The 24,510-nt window shown below is 43.6% G+C and carries 22 protein-coding genes and 1 pseudogene; 13 read left to right on the top strand and 10 right to left on the bottom strand.

The window, feature by feature from the left end:
* The first annotated feature begins 11 nt into the window (after positions 1 to 11).
* The 4 genes from cysC to ODOSP_RS02760 all read left to right on the top strand — a co-directional run bounded on the left by cysC (position 12) and on the right by ODOSP_RS02760 (position 4,236).
* The gene (cysC, locus tag ODOSP_RS02775; RefSeq protein ID WP_013610889.1) at positions 12 to 620 is read left to right on the top strand and encodes an adenylyl-sulfate kinase; all 609 of its coding nucleotides are present in this window, start codon (positions 12 to 14) and stop codon (positions 618 to 620) included.
* 103 nt (positions 621 to 723) lie between these two features.
* The gene (cysD, locus tag ODOSP_RS02770) at positions 724 to 1,632 is read left to right on the top strand and encodes a sulfate adenylyltransferase subunit CysD (RefSeq protein ID WP_013610888.1); all 909 of its coding nucleotides are present in this window, start codon (positions 724 to 726) and stop codon (positions 1,630 to 1,632) included.
* An 11-nt stretch (positions 1,633 to 1,643) separates the two neighbouring features.
* Entirely contained in the window at positions 1,644 to 3,083 is a 1,440-nt protein-coding gene (gene cysN / locus ODOSP_RS02765; RefSeq protein WP_394800188.1) for a sulfate adenylyltransferase subunit CysN, read from the top strand.
* Positions 3,084 to 3,126: 43 nt separating this feature from the next.
* A complete protein-coding gene (locus ODOSP_RS02760; RefSeq protein WP_013610886.1) occupies positions 3,127 to 4,236 on the top strand; it encodes a sulfotransferase family protein in 1,110 nt (369 codons plus the stop codon).
* A 49-nt stretch (positions 4,237 to 4,285) separates the two neighbouring features.
* On the opposite strand, the gene ODOSP_RS02755 is transcribed toward ODOSP_RS02760, so the two are convergent.
* The 4 genes from ODOSP_RS02755 to ODOSP_RS02740 all read right to left on the bottom strand — a co-directional run bounded on the left by ODOSP_RS02755 (position 4,286) and on the right by ODOSP_RS02740 (position 6,425).
* Positions 4,286 to 4,891, bottom strand: coding sequence for an outer membrane beta-barrel protein (locus ODOSP_RS02755; RefSeq protein ID WP_013610885.1), 606 nt, complete (start codon positions 4,889 to 4,891; stop codon positions 4,286 to 4,288).
* An 8-nt stretch (positions 4,892 to 4,899) separates the two neighbouring features.
* Positions 4,900 to 5,565 (bottom strand): DUF4136 domain-containing protein, encoded by a 666-nt coding sequence (locus ODOSP_RS02750; RefSeq protein ID WP_013610884.1) that lies wholly within the window; start codon positions 5,563 to 5,565, stop codon positions 4,900 to 4,902.
* A gap of 116 nt (positions 5,566 to 5,681) precedes the next feature.
* Complete coding sequence (locus ODOSP_RS02745) at positions 5,682 to 6,086, bottom strand: PaaI family thioesterase (RefSeq protein ID WP_013610883.1); 405 nt, start codon at positions 6,084 to 6,086, stop codon at positions 5,682 to 5,684.
* Between the two features lie 21 nt (positions 6,087 to 6,107).
* The gene (locus ODOSP_RS02740) at positions 6,108 to 6,425 is read right to left on the bottom strand and encodes a DUF4491 family protein (RefSeq protein ID WP_041557153.1); all 318 of its coding nucleotides are present in this window, start codon (positions 6,423 to 6,425) and stop codon (positions 6,108 to 6,110) included.
* Between the two features lie 282 nt (positions 6,426 to 6,707).
* On the opposite strand from ODOSP_RS02740, the gene bcp reads away from it, so the two are divergent.
* The 6 genes from bcp (at position 6,708) to ODOSP_RS02710 (ending at position 13,491) form a co-directional block, all read left to right on the top strand.
* The gene (gene bcp, locus ODOSP_RS02735) at positions 6,708 to 7,163 is read left to right on the top strand and encodes a thioredoxin-dependent thiol peroxidase (RefSeq protein ID WP_013610881.1); all 456 of its coding nucleotides are present in this window, start codon (positions 6,708 to 6,710) and stop codon (positions 7,161 to 7,163) included.
* Positions 7,164 to 7,228: 65 nt separating this feature from the next.
* Positions 7,229 to 8,281 carry a recombinase RecA gene (gene recA, locus ODOSP_RS02730; protein WP_013610880.1) on the top strand — a complete coding sequence of 351 codons (1,053 nt, stop codon included), beginning with the start codon at positions 7,229 to 7,231 and terminating at the stop codon, positions 8,279 to 8,281.
* A gap of 172 nt (positions 8,282 to 8,453) precedes the next feature.
* Positions 8,454 to 10,526, top strand: coding sequence for a S9 family peptidase (locus ODOSP_RS02725; RefSeq protein ID WP_013610879.1), 2,073 nt, complete (start codon positions 8,454 to 8,456; stop codon positions 10,524 to 10,526).
* Positions 10,527 to 10,600: 74 nt separating this feature from the next.
* The gene (locus ODOSP_RS02720; protein ID WP_013610878.1) at positions 10,601 to 10,852 is read left to right on the top strand and encodes a hypothetical protein; all 252 of its coding nucleotides are present in this window, start codon (positions 10,601 to 10,603) and stop codon (positions 10,850 to 10,852) included.
* 13 nt (positions 10,853 to 10,865) lie between these two features.
* Positions 10,866 to 12,500, top strand: a complete 1,635-nt coding sequence (locus ODOSP_RS02715) for a dipeptidyl-peptidase 3 family protein (RefSeq protein WP_013610877.1) — start codon at positions 10,866 to 10,868, stop codon at positions 12,498 to 12,500.
* A 340-nt stretch (positions 12,501 to 12,840) separates the two neighbouring features.
* Positions 12,841 to 13,491, top strand: coding sequence for a tetratricopeptide repeat protein (locus ODOSP_RS02710; RefSeq protein ID WP_013610876.1), 651 nt, complete (start codon positions 12,841 to 12,843; stop codon positions 13,489 to 13,491).
* A gap of 93 nt (positions 13,492 to 13,584) precedes the next feature.
* Here ODOSP_RS02710 and ODOSP_RS18640 read toward each other — a convergent pair whose 3' ends face one another.
* Positions 13,585 to 14,346, bottom strand: a complete 762-nt coding sequence (locus tag ODOSP_RS18640; RefSeq protein ID WP_013610875.1) for a GIN domain-containing protein — start codon at positions 14,344 to 14,346, stop codon at positions 13,585 to 13,587.
* A 112-nt stretch (positions 14,347 to 14,458) separates the two neighbouring features.
* On the bottom strand, positions 14,459 to 16,732 hold the full coding sequence (locus ODOSP_RS02700) for an ABC transporter permease (protein WP_167535981.1): 2,274 nt from the start codon (positions 16,730 to 16,732) through the stop codon (positions 14,459 to 14,461).
* 307 nt (positions 16,733 to 17,039) lie between these two features.
* Here ODOSP_RS02700 and ODOSP_RS02695 point away from each other — a divergent pair, with 307 nt between their 5' ends.
* Together ODOSP_RS02695 and ODOSP_RS02690 are read left to right on the top strand one after the other, a co-directional pair.
* The gene (locus ODOSP_RS02695; protein ID WP_013610873.1) at positions 17,040 to 17,723 is read left to right on the top strand and encodes an ABC transporter ATP-binding protein; all 684 of its coding nucleotides are present in this window, start codon (positions 17,040 to 17,042) and stop codon (positions 17,721 to 17,723) included.
* Positions 17,724 to 17,851: 128 nt separating this feature from the next.
* Positions 17,852 to 18,241 (top strand): annotated as a pseudogene (locus tag ODOSP_RS02690) (response regulator); the annotation flags it as partial.
* Here the strand turns inward: ODOSP_RS02690 and ODOSP_RS02685 are convergent.
* From ODOSP_RS02685 to ODOSP_RS02670, 4 genes are all read right to left on the bottom strand, one after another.
* Positions 18,223 to 18,606: an ABC transporter permease gene (locus ODOSP_RS02685; RefSeq protein ID WP_013610871.1), complete on the bottom strand. Its 384-nt coding sequence runs from the start codon at positions 18,604 to 18,606 to the stop codon at positions 18,223 to 18,225. The pseudogene ODOSP_RS02690 and the gene ODOSP_RS02685 sit on opposite strands and share 19 nt — an antisense overlap.
* Before the next feature lie 150 nt (positions 18,607 to 18,756).
* Entirely contained in the window at positions 18,757 to 19,755 is a 999-nt protein-coding gene (locus ODOSP_RS02680; RefSeq protein ID WP_013610870.1) for an alpha/beta hydrolase, read from the bottom strand.
* An 8-nt stretch (positions 19,756 to 19,763) separates the two neighbouring features.
* Positions 19,764 to 20,999, bottom strand: coding sequence for a competence/damage-inducible protein A (locus ODOSP_RS02675; RefSeq protein ID WP_013610869.1), 1,236 nt, complete (start codon positions 20,997 to 20,999; stop codon positions 19,764 to 19,766).
* 334 nt (positions 21,000 to 21,333) lie between these two features.
* The gene (locus ODOSP_RS02670) at positions 21,334 to 23,271 is read right to left on the bottom strand and encodes a sialate O-acetylesterase (RefSeq protein WP_013610868.1); all 1,938 of its coding nucleotides are present in this window, start codon (positions 23,269 to 23,271) and stop codon (positions 21,334 to 21,336) included.
* Between the two features lie 316 nt (positions 23,272 to 23,587).
* Between ODOSP_RS02670 and ODOSP_RS02665 the strand changes: the two genes are divergently transcribed.
* Positions 23,588 to 24,484, top strand: coding sequence for an Rpn family recombination-promoting nuclease/putative transposase (locus ODOSP_RS02665; RefSeq protein ID WP_013610866.1), 897 nt, complete (start codon positions 23,588 to 23,590; stop codon positions 24,482 to 24,484).
* Positions 24,485 to 24,510 lie beyond the last annotated feature (26 nt).

Genomic DNA, 24,510 nt, shown 5'->3' with positions numbered 1-24,510 from the left:
ACTAAGTTTATATGGCAGAAAATATTTATCCGATTTTTGAAAAAATGTTACAGCGGAAAGACCGCGAAGCTTTATTGAAACAAAAAGGCATTATGATCTGGTTTACCGGATTGTCCGGTTCCGGTAAAAGCACATTAGCCATTGCCCTGGAAGGGGAATTATATAAACAAGGTATACTCTGCCGTATCCTGGATGGAGACAATATCCGCAGTGGCATCAATAATAACCTGGGTTTTTCGGAAGCCGACCGAACGGAAAATATTCGTCGCATAGCAGAAGTTTCCAAATTATTCGTCGATTGCGGTATCGTGACCATCGCTGCTTTTATCAGTCCTACCCATGCTATCCGCCGGATGGCTTCTGAAATTATCGGTGAGGATGATTTTCTGGAAGTATATGTCAGTACGCCCATCGAAGAATGTGAGCGACGGGATGTCAAAGGTTTGTATGCCAAGGCCCGTCGGGGTGAAATCAAGGAATTCACCGGTATTTCATCGCCTTTCGAAGCCCCGGAACATCCGTTTATTTCGATCGACACCTCACGGCAATCCTTAGCCGATTCGGTGAAAATTTTATTGGAAGCCGTTTCTCCGAAAATAACCGGAAATGAATTTCGGTAAAAATACTGATGCTTTTGAATCAGGATACGACTATTTTTGCAAAATGAATAAACTTTGCCAACGGCTGGAGTAAATCCGCCTATTAGCATTAGCACATAAAACAATGTCAGAATATAAATTAAGTCATTTGAAAGAACTGGAAGCCGAGTCTATCCATATTATCCGTGAGGTTGTCGCTGAGTTTGAAAATCCGGTTATGCTCTATTCTATCGGTAAAGACTCTTCCGTCATGGTCCGTTTAGCTGAAAAAGCTTTTTATCCGGGGAAAGTACCTTTCCCTTTGATGCATATCGATTCGAAGTGGAAATTCAAAGAAATGATCGAATTTCGCGATAAATATGCCCGGGAAAATAACTGGGACCTGATCGTCGAATCCAATATGAAAGGTTTCCAGGAAGGGGTAGGTCCTTTCACACACGGTAGTAAAGTACATACCGATCTGATGAAGACCCAGGCTTTATTGCAGGCGCTCAGTAAATACAAGTTCGATGCCGCTTTCGGTGGTGCACGCCGCGATGAAGAGAAATCACGGGCCAAAGAACGTATTTATTCCTTCCGGGATAAATTTCATCAATGGGATCCTAAAAACCAGCGTCCTGAATTATGGAATTTATACAATGCCCGGGTTCATAAAGGCGAATCGATCCGGGTATTCCCGCTGTCTAATTGGACGGAATTGGATATCTGGCAATACATCCGCATGGAAAATATTCCTATCGTACCTTTGTATTTTGCCAAAGAACGTCCCATCGTCGAAATCGACGGTAACCTGATCATGCCCGACGACGAACGCTTACCGGAACAATACCGGGATAAGATCCGGATGCGGAAAGTACGTTTCCGTACCTTAGGATGCTGGCCATTGACCGGAGCTGTCGAATCGGAAGCCGACACGATTGAAAAAATCGTAGAAGAAATGATGACCACCACCAAATCCGAACGGACCACCCGGGTAATCGATTTCGACCAGGATGCCAGTATGGAACAAAAGAAAAGAGAGGGATACTTTTAAGGCGAAAAGCGATAAAGATTAAAATCATGGAGAAACTAAATATAAAAGAGTTCCTGGATCAGGACGAAAAGAAAGATCTGTTGAGATTATTGACAGCCGGATCGGTAGATGACGGCAAATCGACCCTGATCGGTCGTTTGCTTTTCGATAGTAAAAAATTATACGAAGATCAGCTGGATGCCCTCGAAAGAGATACCAAACGTTACGGTAATGCAGGAGACGATATCGATTATGCCCTCCTGCTCGACGGCCTGAAGGCTGAACGTGAACAAGGTATAACGATAGACGTGGCTTACCGTTATTTTTCTACGAACAAGCGGAAATTCATCATTGCCGACACTCCGGGACACGAACAGTATACCCGTAACATGATTACAGGAGGTTCGACGGCCAATCTGGCCATCATTCTGGTAGACGCCCGCTCAGGCGTTATCACCCAAACACGCCGGCATACTTATTTAGTTTCCTTGCTGGGAATCAAACATGTTGTTCTGGCTGTGAATAAAATGGACCTCGTTGGATACGACCGGCAGGTATTCGACCGGATCGTAACGGAATACCGTCAGTTTGCAGAACCCCTGGGAATACCCGACATTACCTGTATCCCACTCTCGGCATTAAAAGGAGATAATGTCGTAGAAGCATCGGAGAATATGTCGTGGTATACCGGAAAACCATTACTGGAATATCTGGAAACGGTACATATAGGAAGCGATAAAAACTTTGCAGATCTCCGTTATCCCGTACAATATGTCATGCGTCCCAACCTCGACTTCCGGGGATTCAGCAGTACGGTTGCTTCAGGTATCATTCGTAAAGGAGATGAAGTGGTCGCACTGCCTTCTATGAAGCGTTCACGGGTCAAATCGATCGTCACTTACGACGGAGAACTGGATTTCGCTTTTCCGCCGCAGGCCATAACGGTGACCCTCGAAGACGAAATCGATATCTCCCGGGGAGAAATGCTCGTACATCCGGACAATCTCCCGATTATTTCCCGCAATTTCGAAGCCATGCTGGTATGGATGGATGAGAAGAAAATGGATCCGGAAGAACAATTCTTTATTAAACATACTACGAATCTGACCCGGGCCAAGATCGATAAAATCCGGTATAAAGTAAATGTGAATACTTTAGAACAATCTGCCGCAGACGCCTTGGAATTGAATGAAATTGCACGTGTCATTTTCACGACAGGTAAACCTTTATTTTTCGATCCTTATCCCCAAAATAAAAACACAGGCGCTTTTATTCTGATCGATCCGATTACCAACAATACCTGTGCTGTCGGTATGATTATCGATAAAGTCGAAAGGAAAGACATGCAGGAATTGGAAATTCCGGAAATCAGTCTTTCGAAACTGGGCATCGGCAGCGAACACTTTACAGCCATCGAAAAAGTGGCCAAGGAACTCGACCGTCAAGGGATTACGGTGAAAATAATTCAATAAATAAATCAGTTAGGCGATATAAAAGAGCATATATTTTATCGAAATGGGTGTACTAGAATTTCAAAAACTTCCGGTAAATACTTTGGTGGGTGCAGACTGGAAAACTTTTAAAGGAATCACACAAGGACAAACGATCGGGAAAGGATATAAAACGAAATATCAATTGACCAAAGCCATCTGTCGGTTATTGAGTTGCCTGAAACCGATACAGGACCGGAGATACGACAAACGCCTGAAAGATCAGGCGATCAACATGGAGCCGGTTTTTATTCTAGGGCACTGGCGTAGTGGTACCACCTTTGTTCACAATGTATTGGCTCATGATAAACATTTCGGTTATACGACGACCTATCAAACCGTTTTTCCCCATATGATGATGTGGGGACAGCCGATGTTTAAGAAAACGATGGCGTGGTTAATGCCGGACAAACGCCCTACCGATAACATGGAGCTCAACGTCGACTTGCCTCAGGAGGAAGAGTTTGCCTTATCCAATATGATGCCTTGCTCCTATTATGATTTCTGGTTTTTGCCTCAGAATATGCTGGAATATTGTGACCGGTTTCTGACCATGAAAACAGCTACTCCCGAAGAACACCGGATGTTCAGGGAGACATTCCTGAAACTGATTAAAATCTCCCTCTGGAATACCCAGGGCAGCCAATTTCTCAGCAAGAATCCCCCGCATACCGGCAAGGTGAAAGAAATCCTGGAAATGTTCCCCAATGCCAAATTTATCTATTTGATGCGGAATCCTTATACGGTATTCGAATCTACCCGGAGTTTTTTCACGAATACCATCATCCCTTTGCAATTGCAGAAAATTTCTCCGGAGGAACTGGAAAAAAACATCCTCGAAGTATATACCCGTTTGTATCGGAAATATGAAGAAGATAAAAAGCTGATCCCGGCAGGTAATCTGATCGAAATAAAATTCGAAGATTTCGAGGCGGATGCCCTGGCGATGACCGAAAAGATTTACCGGACACTTGCTATTCCGGGTTTTGAAGCCGCCAAAGCAGACATTGCGGCTTATTTAGACAAGAAAAAAGGCTACAAGAAAAACGCTTATAAATACGAAACCCGAACCGTCGAATTAGTCGAAAAACATTGGGATTATGCCTTGAAACAATGGGACTATAAACTGGAATAAAAAGAAAGGTTGTCCATTAAAGTACTTGACTTTATGGACAACCATTTATTTACCAGTTAAAAGATAACCCGACTTTAATACCGAGATCCTGAAGCGTGGGTAAGCCACTGGCTTTTACACTGTAGCGGTATTGTGCCCCCACATTCAATCCGACCGATTCGGAGAAAGGTACCACTACTCCGACTTCAGGGGCAAAAGCGAACTGCCAGCCTTTTTCTTTAGCCAGCAGGTCTCCCACTTCCAGCCGCATTTCAGCCCAGTTGGTTCCGATACCGATACCGGCATATGGTAGCAGGACAGCATCTCCATCCGTAAAAAAATAACGGACACTGGCCATCAGGGGTACAACGTTCAGGTATCTGAACTGGTCCCCGGAGATGGTCACTTTCTCCCCGTTCATGGTAAAATGACCGGTTGCATAATCCAGATGCTTATACAAAGTATTCCATCCCAGGCTGGCACCGACCGCCAGACGCTCGCTCAGGAAATAGTGATAATCCATGGAAAACCCACGAAAACTCATTTTAGAGATAAAATCATGCTGATCGCCCAAAGGTAAGGACATCTGATAATTTAGATTCAGCATCTGAGCCTGTGCCCGGCTTCCAACACCCAGGCCGAACACAACCAATAGTATCATTATAATCTTTTTCATCGCTTTCTTTATTTAGTCGTTTTCAGATAAGGGGATTGAATAAAACACTGGTTGATATTTTTCTCCAGGCGTTCGGCAAGATAGTTCTGATTTCCGGCCAGGATACCATCGACCATCCCTGTCCACAATACCGGTACCCGTTTGGTTTCTTTATCGGCCTTTTTCGCATCCAGCATATCGATAACCACCGTACCTTTGTCATAAGCATAATAATATCCTCCGCTATACCAGGGATACCAAGGATACCAACCACCCCAGACTCCTCCCCAGCCGAACCAATCCCAACCGGGATACCAGCCCCAATAGTTTCCCCAGGAATTGTAGCTGAAAGTCGGAGTTGCAAAAGCAGTTACCGTTACGACAAAATCAGGCGTCTGAGCTTCAGCTTCCTCGTCTGTCAGCAGCTGGTAATTATACGCTTCGAAATTTTGCTTTACCAGAGAAAGTATCTCCTCCTTCAATTCGTTAGCCAATCCCGTCGCATTAGAATCTCCCCGTACATACACGACAGAATCCGGAATAACGAATGTTTTTAAAGTAGAAAAATCCGCTTTTTCATCATAATGAGTCAAAGCAATGTCCTTTTCATGGACATAATCCGGTCCTTCCGGATAACAAGAGGCCATGCACAGCACCACGAGGGCGCATACCCCGAAAATAAATAATCTTTTCATACTTAAATTGTTTTTAATGGAACACTAATTTTTATTTTCCCGTAAAAAAATTATCAACTTTTATGCCATGTTTTTTTAATGGATGTAAAAAGAAATCATATTGTGCAAATCACTCCTCAGACAATCATATTCGTCACCCGGTTGACCGTTACCAGTGTTCCGTATTCGTCCCGTATTTCGACCTGAACGACGTGGGTACGTTTTCCCTGATGAATAAAAGTACCCTTAGCGACGACATATCCTCCTTGTGCCTGTTTCATATGGTTTCCATTCACCTCGATACCGAATACGTGGAAACGGTTTTCGGGCGGAACCGACATAGAACTCAAAGCTCCTCCGACCGTCTCGGCCAAAGCCATATTAGCACCACCGTGTAAAGCTCCGTCCGGACGACAGGTACGCCGGTCGATAGGCATCCTGGCTTCCAGCCATCCTTCCCCGGCCGCAGTAAATACCATACCCAAATTGTCAACCAGCGTATCCCGGCACAGCTCATTCAATTGTTTTAAAACCTCTTCCATAAAAACACCGAATTATTTTTTTCATGATTCATATTCCTTTTTCCGTTTCGGATTCATCGGAAACCATCCCTTCTTTACCCTTCCTTTTTGTTCGAAGACCTCCAGGATCGTCCAAAAAGAAGAAAAGGCGAAAACCCCCAATAAAGACGACCACAAGACTTGCCGGACATACAAAGACGAAATGATGCCTAAAACACCGAAAATCAGGAATATCCACCAACAACGCGTTCCGAAATAATATTCACATTTGATCACTACCGGATGAAACAAGCCTATGATTAAAAAAGTACTGATTCCGATCACAAGTCCGGTTAAATTATAAGAATCGATAAACTCCATCATGACAGATTAAATAAGTTTTAAAATGGTTTTTCATTCATCTTCCAAAGATAAAGCTTTCTCATCAAAAACAGTTCTTCTTCGGACATAGAAACCTTCTTTTTCTTCTTTTTCCGGGTTCATATTATTTTTCGTATTGTACTGGCTTGCAATTTATTTCAGTAGCCGTAACATTTGTTCTATTTCTATGGCTAAAACAGAATCACATTATTGAATAAAAAATATCGGAATTCAGCAAAAAATCGCTACTTTTGTAATATAGCATTAAAATCCCAAGATATCATGACATCGCTAAAAGAAGGAGATAAAGCGCCTTTTTTCAAAGGCATAAACCAGGATGGTAAAGAAATCACCTCAGAAGATTTCAAAGGTAAAAAATTAGTCCTTTATTTTTATCCGAAGGATAACACTTCCGGATGTACGGCCGAAGCTTGCAGCCTGAACGACAATTATGACACGCTGACTGCACAAGGATATGAAGTGGTCGGGATTAGCCCGGACTCCGCCGGTTCACACCAAAAGTTCATCGCCAAATACAATTTAGCTTTCAATCTGATAGCCGATACGGATAAAAAAATCTTAGAAGACTATGGAGTATGGGCTGAAAAATCCATGTACGGACGAAAATATATGGGCGTCCTTCGGACCACTTTTATCATCGATGAGCAAGGAATCATCGAAAGAGTCATCACTAAGGTAAATACCAAAAATGCAGCAGAACAGATATTAAAGAAATGAATCAAAATTCAACTCAGAAACTTAGAAACTCAGAAACTCAGAAACTCAGTAACTAAACAAATATTATGGCATTAAAAGAAACGAATCTTGAAAAACTGAAAGCGCTCCAACTGACTCTCGACAAGATTGAAAAAAACTTCGGAAAAGGAAGTATCATGAAGCTTGGCGACAATCAGGTAGAGAACATTCCGGTAATTCCTTCGGGTTCCATTGCACTCGATAAAGCATTAGGTGTTGGTGGATATCCCAAAGGCCGGGTCATCGAAATTTACGGACCGGAATCTTCCGGTAAAACGACATTAGCTATTCATGCTATTGCCGAAGCCCAAAAACAGGGAGGTATAGCGGCAATCATCGATGCCGAACATGCTTTCGACCGTTCTTATGCGGAGAAATTAGGTGTAGACGTCGAAAATTTGTTTATTTCACAGCCGGATAACGGTGAACAAGCCCTGGAAATTGCAGATCAGCTGATCCGCTCGGCAGCCATAGATATCATCGTGATCGACTCTGTCGCTGCTCTGACCCCTAAAGCCGAGATAGAAGGTAACATGGGAGACAGTGTCATGGGCTTACAGGCCCGCCTGATGTCACAGGCATTACGCAAACTGACCAGCACGATCAGTAAAACCAATACTTGTTGTATTTTTATCAACCAGTTGCGGGATAAGATCGGAGTGATGTTCGGAAATCCCGAAACCACGACCGGTGGAAATGCCCTGAAATTCTATTCTTCCGTACGTTTGGATATTCGTAAAATCGGCCCGATCAAAGACGGCGAAGAAATTCTGGGCAACCATACCCGGGTGAAAGTCGTGAAAAACAAAGTTGCGCCTCCATTCCGGAAAGCAGAATTCGACATCATGTACGGTGAAGGCATCTCTCTCTCCGGAGAAATTGTCGATCTGGGGGTAGAGTGTAACGTAATCAAAAAAAGCGGTAGCTGGTTCTCGTATGGTGAAAACAAACTGGGCCAAGGACGGGAAACGGTGAAACAATTGATCATGGACAATCCGGAACTGGCTGAAGAGCTGAAACAAAAAATTGTCGCCACCTTCAATGGCAAAACAGATGAACCGGAATTAGCGGAATCTGCAAATGAAGAGACAGACAATTAAGCGTGTGTGCCGGTCGGATTACTAAAGTTATAGAAGTTACAAGGGTTACAGAGGTTACAAAAGTTATGAAAACGAATGACCGCTGTAGCCCTGAAAAAAGGGCGCGTAGGGTGTGCAATGACTTTATAAACAAAATCAAGATCGGTCCTTGTATATTTCATTATTTATAACTATGAAAAAATCGATCATTCCATCACTTATTTTATTGTCTTGTATGGCTTGTCATGTACCAAACGACAATTCTCAAAATCAAAAAGGGTATACTCCCCCCGCAATAAAACTTTCCTCCGACGTCATGACTCCTGAAGTACTTTGGTCTTTCGGAAGAATCGGAAACGTTAGCGTATCGCCGGACGGTAGTAAAGCCGTATACGATATTACTTATTTCAATAAAGAAGAAGACCGGGGGTATAGCGATTTATACCTGATGAATCTGCCGGAGGGCCAAACCACCCGTCTCACCGATACCGACTACAACGAATCGGACGCGGGATGGACACCGGATGGTAAATTCATTACTTACCTGGCCAAAGGGCAGCTTTGGGAAATGAATCCCGACGGCAGTAATCCCCGCCAGGTAACCGATATACCGGACGGAATCAACGGATACGTCTATGCACCCGATATGTCTAAGATCGTTTATCTGAAAGATGTACAGCTCGAACCCACGGTACAGGACCTGCATCCTGATCTACCCAAAGCGAAAGCCCGCATCGTCGACGATCAATTTTACCGCCATTGGAACGATTGGGTAGATGCTTACACCCATCTTTTTATAGCCGATTACGTGCCGGCACAACCGATTACTACCGGAAAAGACATCATGGAAGGTGAACGTTGGGAATCTCCGGTGCGTCCCTGGGGAGGTGTAGAACAATTGGCCTGGACGAAAGACGGGAAAAAACTAATTTATACCTGTCGCAAAAAGATCGGTATCGACTATGCCGAATCTACGAATACCGATCTGTATGCCTATAATACGGAGAACGGGGAAACTGTCAACCTGACCGAAGGCATGATGGGATATGACAAGAATCCGGTCATCTCTCCCAATGGCCGGTACATGGCTTGGGAAAGTATGGAACGGGAAGGCTATGAAGCGGATAAAATCCGTCTCTATGTCATGGATCTGACCACCGGAGAAAAAAATGATTTCAGCGAAGGTTTCGACCAGAACGCAGAAGGCCTGAAATGGGGAGACGATAATACCATCTGGTTTATCTCCGACTGGCATGCTACCGATGAAATTTACTCTCTGGATATTCCGACCGGAAGAATCACCAAACATACCGATGGAGTTCACAATTATACTTCCGTGATTCCGACCGGAAAAATGTTACTTGCCACCAAAGTGTCTATGAGTAAACCGGCCGAAATCTACAAAGTGGATCCGGCTACAGGCAAAGACGAGGAATTATCATTTGTCAATAAACCTATTCTGGACCAATTGACTATGGGAAAAGTAGAAAAACGGTGGATCAAAACAACGGATAATAAAGACATGTTGGTATGGATGATATATCCTCCGCATTTCGATCCTAATCGGAAATATCCGGCCATCCTGTATTGTGAAGGCGGTCCTCAGAGTACAGTCAGTCAATTCTGGAGTTATCGCTGGAACTTCCAGCAGATGGCTGCGAACGGTTATATTATTGTAGCTCCCAACCGCCGTGGTCTGCCGGGATTCGGCCAGGAATGGCTGGAACAAATCAGCGGGGATTATTCCGGTCAGAACATCAAGGATTACCTTTCCGCTATCGACGAAGCTAAAAAAGAACCTTATATCGATGAAAACCGGCTCGGATGTGTAGGGGCCTCTTACGGGGGATATTCGGTATATTATTTAGCCGGCCATCACGATAAACGTTTCAAAGCATTTATTGCACACTGTGGGATTTTCGACTTAAAAATGCAATACAATACGACCGAGGAAATGTGGTTCGCCAACTGGGATATGGGTGGTGCTCCCTGGGAAAAGGATAACAAAATAGCTCAGCGTACCTTCGCCAATTCGCCGGATTTGTTCGTCGGTAATTGGGATACTCCTATTTTAGTCATCCATGGTCAGAAAGATTTCCGGATCGACGTATCTCAAGGAATGGCGGCTTTCAATGCTGCACGCATGCGCGGAGTTCCGGCTCAATTCCTCTATTTCCCCAACGAATGCCACTGGGTAACCGGCTGTCAGGACGGCATTCTCTGGCAGCGGACCTTTAAAGCATGGCTGGATAAATGGCTGAAGTAAAAATAATCAATCTGAAGAGGCTATCAACCGGAAGATTTTCGGCCAAGTAGCCTCTTCGGCTAACAACCGAACCGATGAAAACAGAACAAGGCTATCCAGTCACCCGCACCGACCTGAATCAGCCAATAGATTCCGTTGCTCTCACGCTTTCCGAGTTCGGGGAAAACCTTAGATTGGTAACGCTTGAAACCATCGATTCCAGTTTGTTCGGTTCTGCCCTATACGTAGTCGGTAGCCGGTATATCGTCGTTGCTTCCGAAGGAATTCTCTTATTCGATAAAGCTCTATTGATCGGAGAATTGAACAGAAATATAATAAACCATTAAATATAGAGAAAATATGAGAAGAATAACTTTCTTATTAGCTACCCTCCTCCTTCTAGGAGCCTGCAAAGAAGCTAAAAAAGCTTCCGATCGGACCGCCTCCCCCTATCAGGAATTAGCAGATCAATATGCTGAATTTCCCCTGACTACCGATTTGAGTAAACTAACGGAAAAAGAAAAGCAAATGCTCCCTCTGCTTATCGAAGCTGCCGATCAGATGGAAGCGATCTACTGGCAGACAGCCTACGGAGATAAAGAACAACTTTTCGAGGGTATTACAGACCCTGCCCTGCTCAAATACCTTTCCATCAACTACGGTCCCTGGGATAGGCTCGACGCCAACCGGCCCTTTCTCGAAACTGCCGGTCCTAAACCTCTCGGTGCCAATTTCTACCCTCAGGATATGACCAAATCAGAATTCGAAGCTCTTCAGGACCCGCGTAAAAACGACTGGTACAGCATCGTTCGCAGGGATGATAAAGGAGCATTGAAAGTAATCCCTTACCACGAAGCTTATCCCGAACAAATCAGAAAAGCCGCTTCTCTTTTAAAACAGGCAGCGCAGCTAGCTGAAGACGAAGGTCTGCGCAACTATCTGACTCTCCGTTCCGAAGCCTTGCTGACCGATGATTATCTGAAAAGTGACCTGGCGTGGATGGATATGAAAGACAATACGTTAGACATTGTTATCGGTCCTATCGAAACCTATGAAGACGCTCTGTTCGGATACAAAGCCTCTCACTCGGGACAGATCCTGGTAAAAGATAAAGATTGGAGTAAAAAACTCTCTTTATATGCCCAATATCTTCCTAAACTACAGGAGAATCTCCCTGTACCCGCAGCTTACAAAAAAGAGAAAGCCAACGCAAATCCGGATATGAACGCTTACGACGTCATTTATTATGCCGGTGATTGCAATGCCGGTAGTAAAAATATCGCCATAAACCTACCTAACGATCCCCGTGTACATGCAGCCAAAGGAAGCCGGAAACTGCAACTAAAAAATTCCATGCAAGCCAAATTCGACAAAATGGTAGTGCCTATCGCCCGACTCGTCATCGACCCGGAACAACAAAAACACATTCGTTTCGACGCTTTTTTTGAAAATACGATGTTTCATGAAGTAGCCCATGGCCTCGGCGTAAAGTATACCTTGCAAGGCAACCAGGATGTCCGGGGTGCTCTAAAGGATAATTATACTTCTATCGAAGAAGGAAAGGCAGATATCCTGGGGTTATTCTGCATCACCAAACTCGCGGAGTGGGGAGTGATTCAGAATAAAGACCTGATGGATAACTATGTAACCTTTATCGCCGGTATTTTCCGTTCCTGCCGTTTCGGCGCTGCCAGTGCCCATGGAAAAGCCAATATGATGCAATTTGCCCATTTTATTGAAAGCGGGGCTATTACCCGGGATACAGACAAGGGATATTATACGATAGATTTTGAAAAAATGAAAAAAGACATCGAAATCATCGCCGGTGAATACATCACCCTCGAAGGAGACGGCGACTACGACAAAGCCAGCCAGCTAATTGCAACCAAAGGAATAGTTTCCTCTATCCTTCAAAAAGATCTGGATCGTATCGCCCAGGCAGGAATACCCAAAGATATTTATTTCCAGCAAGGGCTTCAGACACTCGGCCTGTAAGGCAGTTTGTAAAGTCACTCCCTTCGTCGCTGAAAATTTATTAAGTTTATAGTTCCCTGCAAAATTCCCCTTTCGTGGAACTTCCGACCGGTCGCCCCTGCAACTGTAAAAAGTGTTGCAGGGGCGATTTTATAAACGAAATAGCGATCAGAAAGAACACAAATCTTTCCTTTCCGAACGATTTCCCTGGTATAAAAAAAACTTCCAGTGTATTTATTTGTTACATTCTTAACAAATAAACTAGATATTTTTAGGAAAATTATGACTTTCTTGGCGAATTTTATTATTTTTGAAAGCGTGAATGAACAATAACCACTACTAACTAAATTTACATTTGTATATGAAGAAATTCAATCTCTTCCTTATCTTTTTTATGACCACAAGTAGGCTGGTACTTGGACAAATGGATATTAATGCGGTAAACAAACCCGTCGAACTCTTAAATTCAGCTAATGAAGACATTGAAAACGGTAATTATACCGATGCCGTACAGAAACTTTTGGCAGCCATTCGTTTAGAGCCCAAAATCCGGGAAATGTATTTGTCCCTGAACACAGCCTGTTCCCATACCAATCAAATCTCTATCTTAAAACAGTATTTAATTAAGGCTAAAGCTATATTCGAAGAAGACGATGAAATCTGTTATTATCTAGGTAACATTTATCAAAACGAAAACAATTTTCAAAAAGCGATCGCTGAATATAGCCTGGCTATCAAATATGCTCAGAAAAACGGAGAAGATTTCGGATTGGTCTATGCTTACTACCAAAACAGAGCCAGTTGTTATCTGAAGATCAACGAATGTAGTAAATCTATCCCGGATTTCACTTATGCCTTAAAATTGAACCCTGATAACGGGGCTATTTATGCAAACCGGGGCATAGCTTATTATAAAACAGGAAAGAAAACAGAAGCCTGTAAAGACTGGCGAAAGGCCCAAAGCTTAGGGATTCAGAGTGCCGGAACTTACGTACGCCGGTATTGCAGATAAGCAACATCCCCCGACGGTAAAACAAAACCCTCTGATCGGTAAACTCTCGATTTTATACAGACCGATCAGAGGGTTTCTTTTTCATTTATCGTCTTACCGTTGTTTCAATGAAGCAGCACCCGAAACGTGAGAGGTCACCTTGGGATTGCCCGAATAACTGACATGAGCAGCTCCCGAAGCTTCTACTCCGAGCGTTTCGGTTACATTTACCGACGCATTTGAAGCCCCTGAAGTAGCCAAAGCCAGATTTTTCAAAACGAAATTTTCCAGATTCGCTTTCGACGCCCCCGATAATTCGATCTCCCCGCTATCTGCCTCTCCTGTCAAGGCCAGCTTTGCAGCCCCGCTAATTTCTACCTCAACCTCAGGAACCTCAACATTCAACTGTAGTTGTGAAGCCCCTGACAAATCGATCTTTCCGATCTTTACCACCTTGAAATTACCATCCCAAACAGCCGTAGCTGCTCCGCTCAAGTCAAATTTTACCGTTTGAGCCGTAAAATCACCCGTTCCTTTCAATTTACATGCCCCACTAAGCAGCACTTCTTCCAGGGAGGAACAGACGATTTCAGCTGTAAATTTTTCATTTTTAGAATGTTTCTTAATCCGGCCTTTAAAGCCAACCTTTACCGTTCCTCCCCAATTTTCAAACACCAGATTATCTTCATAATGAGACGGAATACTCAATGTGACACCTGTATCCTCTCCTTGCCGGATTGTAATATCGAATGCCCCGGAAATATCCAATCCCGTAACCCGCTCTCCCTGGAAACGGGAAATTTTCACTTGTTCCTGGGCTACGCCCATACCGATCGTCCCCCAGCATACGAATAAAAAGAATAAAATTTTACGCATAGTTTTCTATTTAAATGGTTAGTCCAAAACTTCGCATCAAAGGCATCCCAAAAGTCTGTTCAATTTCCCGCCTCTAATCTCTAAGACGATTGAAAACTTATAATATTACAACTCAATCCGTTTTTATAATTTTTGCGGGATTTACCCGGGCCGCTTTCCAGGATTGCCAGATTACCGTAAGTATCCCCACGGCCAGCACGATAAAAGCTGCTGCGATAAATATCCAGACAGTCAGTTGTGGCCGGAATGCATACTGCATTCTCCATTGTTCGATCAGGTATAACGCCATCGGTAATCCGATCGCCAACGCGATAGCGATCCACTTGATAAAGCGGATACACAACAATCCGACAACTTGTCTTTGTGTAGCCCCATTGATCTTACGCAAACCGATTTCCTTCATCCGGCTTTCCACCGAATACCAGGCTAAACCGAATAATCCCAAAGCAGTCAGGAACAAACTGATCCATGAAAAAAGTACGACCATTTGCAACACCCTCTGCTCCTCTTGGTGCAGATCCTCATACATTCCGGCCATAGTCCGAAATTTTAATCCTTCCTCATCTCCCGAAATTTTTTTCCATAACTCCTTTATTTTTTGAATAGCCACCGACATACTTCCTTCCTTTATCTTTACCAAAGTGTTGTATGAAGTGGAATTATATTCGATTAAAAGGGGTTGAATCTGTCGACTCAGGTTATCGATAACAAAATCCTCGACAACCCCGACAATTAAATGCTCACCATTACATACCAACCGATAATTCACCGGTTCCTGAATCGCCATTTTTTTTACAAATGCTTCGTTCACCAATACAGCATCGTTAGGCGCCGAGGGAGAGAATCCTTTTCCCTTCACTAATTTCAGTCCGAAGAACGGTAGAAAACGCTCATCTCCCCCCATAAGCATCGCACTTATTCCTCTGGCAGAGAAAGCCCCGCAACTCAATATATCGCTGGAAGTATAATCTTCAACTTCAGGAATCACCTGCAACTGTCCGGTAAATTGTTTCCATTGTCCGCCCTCCGGATGGTTTGCATATAAACTCAGGATCCGGTCACTATCCGGACGGACATGTCCCACGTAATCCATTTGTTGTGCGATTCCCAACACCATAACGACCAATACGACCGAAATAACGAATTGTGCCACCACCATTCCCGTAACCAATTTAGGACGTTGCACCAATCCGGTTTTCATCATATCGTTCAGTGAATTTTTGCCGATCCTTGAAAAAATATACAAAGAAGGTCCCAAAATAACTATAACCAGTAAAATCAACATCAATCCTCCCGAAATCCCTTCTACCAAATCGCTCAAAACCAGGTCTGCTTTCATAAATCGATTGAAAGCGGGCAAGCACCCCTTGATCAGTAAAACAGCGATAACCAAAGCAATAGCGGCCTGTATCGAAGTTTCTGCTATCAATTGGCCACGTATTTCCTGTCCGGTCGCTCCGAAAATCATTTGCTGGTTGGTATTTTTAAGGCGTTGCAATGATTTCGTCATACTGATGTTGATATAGTTGAAGCAAGCAATCACCAGAATAGCGATAGCGATACTTCCGGCTAAATACAGGGCAACCCGATCGCGCGATTTAATAAAACCGATTTGCTGATCACCCGAAAAATACACCTGACTCAACGGTCTTAACTGTTGTTTTCCCTGAATATCGTATTGTTTCCGATAGGTCTCGTCCTGATTCAGTTTTTTTTCCAGTTTATCTTTCCGGCCCTCTTTCCCCAGTTTCAGAAAGCTATAATAGCTATTCACCCAGGATACACGGGTAAGTGCATAATCGGATTCCGGTAAATGGATCAATAAATCATATTGCAGATAACTTTTGCTTTTGTCGTCCACAATCGCTTTTACCATATAGGCCTTTTCTTCCTCCACATTTTGTAATCGTCCATCTTTGAGGTACTGGCTATAGCCCACTAACAACAACGTCTCTCCTAAAATATTTTCGCGTCCGAAATTCTTCCGGGCAAAAGAGCGGGTAACAGCTACACCCGAAGGATCCCGTAAAGTCTCTTTCAGATCTCCAGCCAAAAGTTCAGGCTGAAACAAATCGGCGAAATTAGGGGTAACTGCATAAATAGCAGCATAAGGTATTGTTTCACCACTATTCTTTTTAATCTGTTTGTGATCGTCATGGCACACACAGATATCTTCGACTTCAGGGAAAGAACGCTGAATAGCGACGGCACGCCCTCCATTAAGGGTATGGTTGGCCATAACCTCTTCATTACTATAATATACGTTCTGCTCTTGTAATAAATACCATTGCCCTCCTCCTTTCACCACATGAGCTATATTATACTCGTTAGCTACAAAACCAATCAATAAAACACTACATGTCAAGCCAATAATCAAGCTCAACATCGAAATTACAAAATAAATTTTATTTCTCGCCCAGGAACGAAAAATCATTTTTAATGAAATAGAAAACATAAAAAATTCATATCTTTTTAACCGGATAATAACCAATTATATGCCAATTTATTAATCATCTGTTAATCAAATAGATAACATCGATTTCTATTTTGAATATGTAAAAAAACGAGACAACAATGTAAAAAAAATAGACAATCCGATTCAAGAGCAAAACAATTAACATATTGAATATAAGCGACTTAATTATTTGGCACAATAATAGTATAGAGAAATACAAAATTCAATCTTCAATCTTATGATAAAAATAGAAAATTTAAGTAAAGTGTTCCGCACGGAAGAAGTGGAGACTACTGCATTAAATAACGTCTCGCTGGAAGTAAAAAAAGGAGAATTCGTAGCGATCATGGGCCCTTCCGGTTGCGGTAAATCAACCTTACTGAATATCATCGGCCTGCTGGATAATCCGACAGACGGGAAGTATTATTTCGACGGCGAAGAGGTAGGACACCTAAAAGAGAAACAGCGTACTCAGGTACGTAAAGGAAATATCGGTTTCGTATTCCAGAGTTTCAATCTGATCGACGAACTGAATGTATATGAAAATGTCGAACTGCCTTTGATCTATCTGAAGAAGAAAGCCAGTGAAAAGAAAGAGATTGTATCCCATATTCTCGACCGGATGAACATCAGCCACCGGGCCAAGCACTTTCCGCAGCAATTATCCGGCGGACAGCAACAACGTGTAGCCATTGCCCGTGCCGTAGTAGCAAGTCCCAAATTAATCCTGGCCGACGAACCGACGGGTAACCTGGATTCACGTAACGGTACGGAAGTGATGAACCTACTGACCGAATTGAATCAGGAAGGTACGACCATCATAATGGTGACTCACTCCCAGCACGATGCCTCCTATGCTCATCGGGTAATCAATCTTTTCGACGGGCAGATCGTCACCGAAACTTGTGGTGTGAAAGATTAAAGCAACGGCCCTTTCTATAAACAACCTCCGGGAGAACAGGAAAAACTTCCGGAGTTCATTATCTTTATTCTTTTAGGGAAGTCAGGCCGGTCGATAATTATTATATTTGCATAGCTATAATTTTCCATATGACAAAACAAGGTACCATCCTCATTGTTGACGACAATAAAGGTGTATTGGCAGCCATCGATATGCTGCTCAGCGGCACTTTTAAAAAAGTGATCACCATCAGTAATCCCAACCGGATTCCTGCGATGCTGGAAACGGAAAATATCGATGTCGTATTGTTGGACATGAATTTTTCCAGTGGTATAAATAATGGAAACGAAGGTATTTTCTGGCTGGGAGAAATACGGAAAATAAGCAACGATCTACCGGTCGTCCTATTTACAGCTTATGCAGACATCGAACTGGCCGTAAAAACAGTGAAAGAAGGGGCTACCGACTTTGTCGTCAAACCCTGGGATAATGCCAAACTGATAGCGACCCTTTTGTCTGCCTACCGCTTACGCCAATCCCAGACAGAAGTAAAACAACTCCGGAAAAATGAAGAATCGATCAGAGCTGTTTGCATCAGGATTTTTTCCTGATGAGGAATTTCTACCATATAGTTCTGATTATAATACCTTGTATAACATTCGATCTCAGGATATTTACTTTGCAGTTCGCTACCAATCACAGCCCCCCAATACGATCCCTCTTCATCGACCACCCGATAAATCCGGTCTTTATTTTGATGAAATTGGTCTACCGATAGTTCCTGACGAATATAAACACTCAACACCAGTACAAAAGTCAATGCGATAGCAAATCCCAAAACCGTAATAGCAAAATAAAGCTTATTGTGAATCAGGTTGCGTACAAATAATTTAATATCGATCATAGGAATATGGATTTTACCCTAGATCCACAATCGACATGCCAATTTAACTAATAAATTTATATTCAGATATTTATCAAATAAACAGCACCTTAAATCTGTCAAAAAAACAGACAATACTTGTATAATTTATTGACAAACGTGTTGGAAGAATTATTTCATACCCAAAACTTGACGGGCAAAATCGAAAGTTTGTTGTCTGACTTCAGGAATAGCTTTCGACGATAAACCACAGGCAATAACGTGTACGCCTGCATTCGGAAAAGCAACGGCCCGTTTCTCGTCTTTAGGAGTTCCTAATTCGTCGAACATGTTCAACGCCGCTTTAACTTCTATCGTCTCATCCTGATGATCGGAATCTTTGTAATAATAACCTAAAAAAACAGGCTGAGAGACTTTTTCGAATTCCCGTCGGTTCATTCTCATATCCAGCAGTTGCTGTAAATAAACCTGTGCTTCCAAGCGGTATTTACAATACCAGTATTTACAATCTTCACTATCTGCCGGATCATCCGAAACGGCATATTTCCCTCCATGTACGGCCCGGCTGATCTGTAATCCCCAGGGACCGCTCAACAAGGGGGCCATAGGATTTTTAATTTTAATATTCGGTGAATATAAGATCAGGGCATCCACCAGCCTGGGAAAATCGGCCGCTAACATCAAAGCTAACGTACAACCGGTGGATGTCCCCATTATAATAACTTTCTTCCCCAATTTGTGAGCGATCACCAAGGCTTCTTTAGCCGAATTGTAAAGATTAGCCGGCGTCATACCGAGCATAGCCTCCGTACCTTGCAAGCCGTGGGCCGCCAGCCGGGGAAGATAAGCATTCACTCTAAATTCTTTTACAAAATCGGATATGATCGGCTGGCCTTCGAAACGGCTGGCCGTAAATCCATGCAGATAAAGCAATACGTAGGTTGTAGGCTGAGCAACCGAATCTCCCCATAAAATGATTCCCTGATTATCGGGCTTCACCGGTAACCGAGCCTCCCTGTCCTGCACATACTCACTGATACGGTCGATTCCAACCGGTAGATCCGGTAGGTCCGTATTCAATTCCGTACGAGGTAGCCGGGGGCCTGCCCAATAGGCAATGCCTAAAACAACAAGGATCAGTAAAGGTATCATATAACGTCGCTTCATCATATCCTCTTCTACTTTTCGTTTTCCCTCACTTCTTCCAGCAACATTTCCATGGCTTTAGAGGCTGCCTTCGCTATATTCCTTTCGCGGGTAAACGAAAAAGTGAACAATTTTGCATAACTCTTCCGGGGTGTCGCTACTCCGATCCAAACCGTCCCTACCGGTTTCTCCGGCGTGCCACCTCCCGGTCCTGCTACGCCTGAGGTCGACACCGCATAATCTGCTCCGGTGATCTTTCTTACTCCTTCGGCCATCTGTAATACCACAGCCTCACTCACAGCTCCTTCCCGTTCCAAATCTGCGGCATTCACTCCCAATACATTTACTTTCACCTCATTCGCATAGGAAACTACACTTCCTTTAAAATAATCCGAACTCCCTGCAATAGAAGTGATCAAATGAGCGATGTAACCTCCTGTACAACTCTCGGCCGTGGCCATAGTGACTTTCTTATTACGCAACAGTTCGCCTAATTGTTTCTCCAGAACGTCGTCTCCCTCGGCATATCTCACGTCCTTTAATACTTCTTTCAGGCTTTCGTAACATTCATCCAGGTGTTTTACACTTTCCCCTTTCGCCGTAATACGTAATCTCACCAGTCCCGGAGAAGGAAGATAAGCCAATTTCAATCCCTCTTTTAAGGCATCTTCCCAATTTTCCAGCATTTGTGCCAATTGGGATTCTGGGACATCGTATACTTTCAGCATCCGGTATTCCAATTGTAAATGCGGATACTTCTTTTTCAATTCCGGCATCACGGAAGTATCGATCAAATGTTCCATTTCGAAGGGTACTCCCGGTAAAGAGATCAGTGACTTCCAGCCTTTTTCGAACCACATTCCCGAAGCTGTACCTTTATCATTACGTAAAATCCGGCAATTATCCGGCAATAAAGCCTGGGAGCGATTTCCTTCGTTCATAGTCAATCCTCTCCTCTTCAACATTTCTTCGAGCCGAGCGAATACTTCCTCGTTCATTTTCAACTGTGAACCGAAATATTCAGCGAGTACCTTTTTAGTAACATCGTCCTTCGTGGGTCCCAAACCTCCGGTTACGATGATCAAATCCGCCTCAGACATCGCATATTCCACCGTCTCATAAATCTCGTCCCTCTTATCCGGGATCGATAAAATCTCTGTAATCTCTACCCCCATATCGGTCAAACTCCGGGCAATATATTGCGAATTCGTGTCCAGAATTTGTCCCATTAAAATTTCATCCCCTATGGTTATAATAATCGCTTTCATCAGGTCAATATTTCATTATCTATTCAATCCTTTGCTATCATGCCTCCTGCAAACAAATTTTATACCAACCCCCAACCGATTCTTCCGTAAAATTCAGTCCGGGAATTAAATTGGTTTATAAAGTGCGTCAAGAACCTTAAGTGATGAAGGAGCACCTCTAAATGGATCCGTGTCACTTCGTTTCTGGTCAATGTCGCCTTGCAGGCTCCTGATTGGCGAACCTGCGGTTCTGAAAGGGAATTTTTTACCCGGAACGAAGTTCCACCACTCAGCGTAGCACTAACCAGAAACCGTAGCCTTTACTGATCTTTTCTGTCAAACCAGAAAAACCTGCTCATTTTTCGGTAATTCCTTTCCACTGGTCTGTACGGAAGGGAGAAGCCAGCAAACCGGCGCTATTTACGAGGTTGTCGTCATAAGGATTATTGCTCCAACCGTAACGGACAGCTACCGGATTCGGTACTTTCTCACTGAAAACAACGACTTTATTCCCATCGATGTAAGCCTTTGCCCATACAAATTTCCGATCAGCTCCGGCAATGGAAAAACCGTTGACATACCCATAACGGTTACGATCGCTGGTCGTCAATCCGTCGCCGACATTCCCGAATGTCAGGATCACTTTCTCTCCCTCCACTTTCATAGACTTATAAACGGGACCTTCTCCCAAAACAGGTTGTCCGTAAGCAACCTGCAGAGCTGCTTTCGCCAATCGTTTCCCCACCTCCTGTTTATTTTTGGGATGAATATCGAAAGCCTCACCGATATCGGTAATAACGGCTTGTCCGGTCTTCGGCAAACTCAGGGTCATATTCTGTGCTTCACGAAGTTCTGCCCAATCGCTGTCTTTCGGCTGATCTTCCACCGCCATAAAATTAGCTAATTGTACCCACAGAAAAGGGAACTCATATCCCCACTGCTGCCGCCAATCGTTTATCATGGCCGGAAACAACGTACGATATTGATAAGCTCTGCCCGCATTATTCTCTCCCTGATACCAGATCACCCCTTTTATCCCATATCCGATCAAGGGATGCACCATCCCGTTGTACAACAAGGAAGAGAAGCTATTCGGACTAATCCCACTGACTTTATACATCGAAGTCACCACCGAAGGCTTATACACCCAATCACCGGCAAGCGAATATCTCTGTCCATCGATTTCCAGGTATACTTCCTCAGCTTTACCGAGGATTCCTCCCAAGCCGCCGGTATCCGTAATGCGAACAGCAATCACATTATTTCCCCCTTTCAGGACACCTGCCGGAATTTCATAAGACCTGTTGGGCATCCAGAAATTCATTTCTCCTACTTTCACCCCATTGACATAGGTCAGGTCTTCGTCATCCACTGCCCCCAGATTTATTCTGGCTTTTTTTCCTGTCACACCCGCCGGCAAATCAATGGTTTTCCGAAACCAAACAATCCCATCTTCGTTCGCCAGTTCTGCCTCCCAGACTTTCGGCACTGCCATCGTCTTCCACCCTTTGGTTTTATAAGCCGGAACATACCATTTCTGAACCAAACCTTTGTCTTTTTTCAAGGCTTCTTTATATAACCTGATATTATCCATCGAATACCCCATCGCTTTCTCCTGATCCTTTCCGGCATATTTTTTATAAGTGTCGTTGGTTTTAACAGCCGTCTCCCAGCTGGTCCAGGTTTCTATATCGGTACCTCCCCAGGAAGTATGAATCAATCCGACAGGCACTCCGATTTCGGGTTGCAATTCTTTACCGAAAAAGTAACCGACAGCCGTAAACAGAGGAGACGTCTGAGGATTACAGGCAGTCCATTCGCAAGGCTCCAGATCGAACTGCTCCTTCGATTGCATATTTTTCGGAACATTCAACAGACGGATATCCGGCAAAGTGGAGGCAGCAATCTCCTGCCCGGCATTTATAACATTATTCAAACCGAACTCCATATTCGATTGTCCGCTACAAACCCAAACATCTCCGATCAATATATTGGTTAAACCGATCGTCTCCTCTGCGGATTCGATCTGCATGTCGTAAGGTCCCCCGGCTTTCATAGCAGGCAATTCCACCCTCCAGATTCCATCCTTCCCGGTTTTTGCCGTTTGCACACTTCCATTCAAAGCGACGGAAATCACTTCATTCTTATCCGCTTTTCCCCACACCCGGATAGGCATATCCCTTTGCAATACCATATTGGAAGAAAAGAAGTGAGGCAGACGTACTTTTGCCTGTAAATCCATACACAGCAACAGCAAGACTCCTAATCCCAAAAGATAAATTCCTTTTTTCATACGATTTTATTAAATGTTAATAAGTAAATCCTGAGCACCGGCCTGTTTCTCTGGCAAAAGAGCAAACAATATACCTACACCAAAAACAAATCCCAATAATTTTCCACCAACTTTTTTCATACTAAATACCAATTACAACTGAGTGAGTTCACAATAGACCCGATCTATAACATGGGGTAAATTTAAATAATTATTTTTAAAATAACATAGCCCGCGGGGACAGGGCCCTGCGCTATCTTTTCTCTCACAAACACAGTATTTTTTATTTGCCTATTTTTTCTTATATTTGCTTTAAATTAAAAAGAAAAGGAAATTTATGCGTTATCTCGATCCTAAAGCCGATCTGACTTTCAAACATGTTTTCGGCGAGCATCCCGACCTGGTGATCAGCTTGCTGAACGCCCTGTTGCCCTTAAACCCCAGGCATGAGATCAGGGAGATAGAATACCTTCCGGCCGAACTCGTACCGGAAAATCCTTTACGCAAGAACAGTATCGTGGACGTCCGCTGCCGCGATGCAGAAGGACGTCAGTTTATCGTCGAGATGCAAATGATCTGGTCTCCGGAGTTTCGCCAACGGGTATTGTTCAATGCTTCGAAGGCCTATGTACGGCAAATCGACACCGGTCAGGAATACGAACTGTTGCAGCCGGTATATTCGCTGAATCTGGTAAATGAAGTATTCGAGCCTGAGCTCGAAGGCTTTTATCATTATTATCAGCTAGTACACATGGAACACACTGAAAAAGTGATCGAAGGCCTACACTTGATTTTCGTCGAACTGCCCAAATTCAACCCACATACCTATTCTGAGAAGAAAATGCAAGTACTCTGGCTTCGTTTCCTGACGGAAATCAATGAACATACCCGCGAAGTGCCGCCTGAGCTGTTGGCCAATCCGGAAGTAAAAAAAGCCGTGAACGCCGTAGAAGAATCTGCTTTCACCGAAGCACAGCTTTTGGGTTACGAAAAATTCTGGGATATCATCAGTGTCGAGAAAACACTATATAACAGCGCTATCCGGAAAGGAATGGCAAAAGGAATTAAAGAAGGAATGACAAAAGGCATAGAAGTTGGAAGAGCAGAAGGAATTGTGGAAGGTATAGAAAAAGAGAAGCTCGTTATAGCCCGCCAAATGAAAGTAGACGGTTTACCGTACGACACCATATCCAAATATACAGGGTTACCGGTTGAGAAAATTGAAAAAGCGTAACAATAGCTCACTGCCCTGTCCCCGTG

It is taken from the genome of Odoribacter splanchnicus DSM 20712, assembly GCF_000190535.1.
In the GTDB taxonomy this organism is placed as follows: domain Bacteria; phylum Bacteroidota; class Bacteroidia; order Bacteroidales; family Marinifilaceae; genus Odoribacter; species Odoribacter splanchnicus.
The sequence above is the reverse complement of the archived record's forward strand: the minus strand, read 5'-3'. Positions and strand labels throughout refer to the sequence as shown.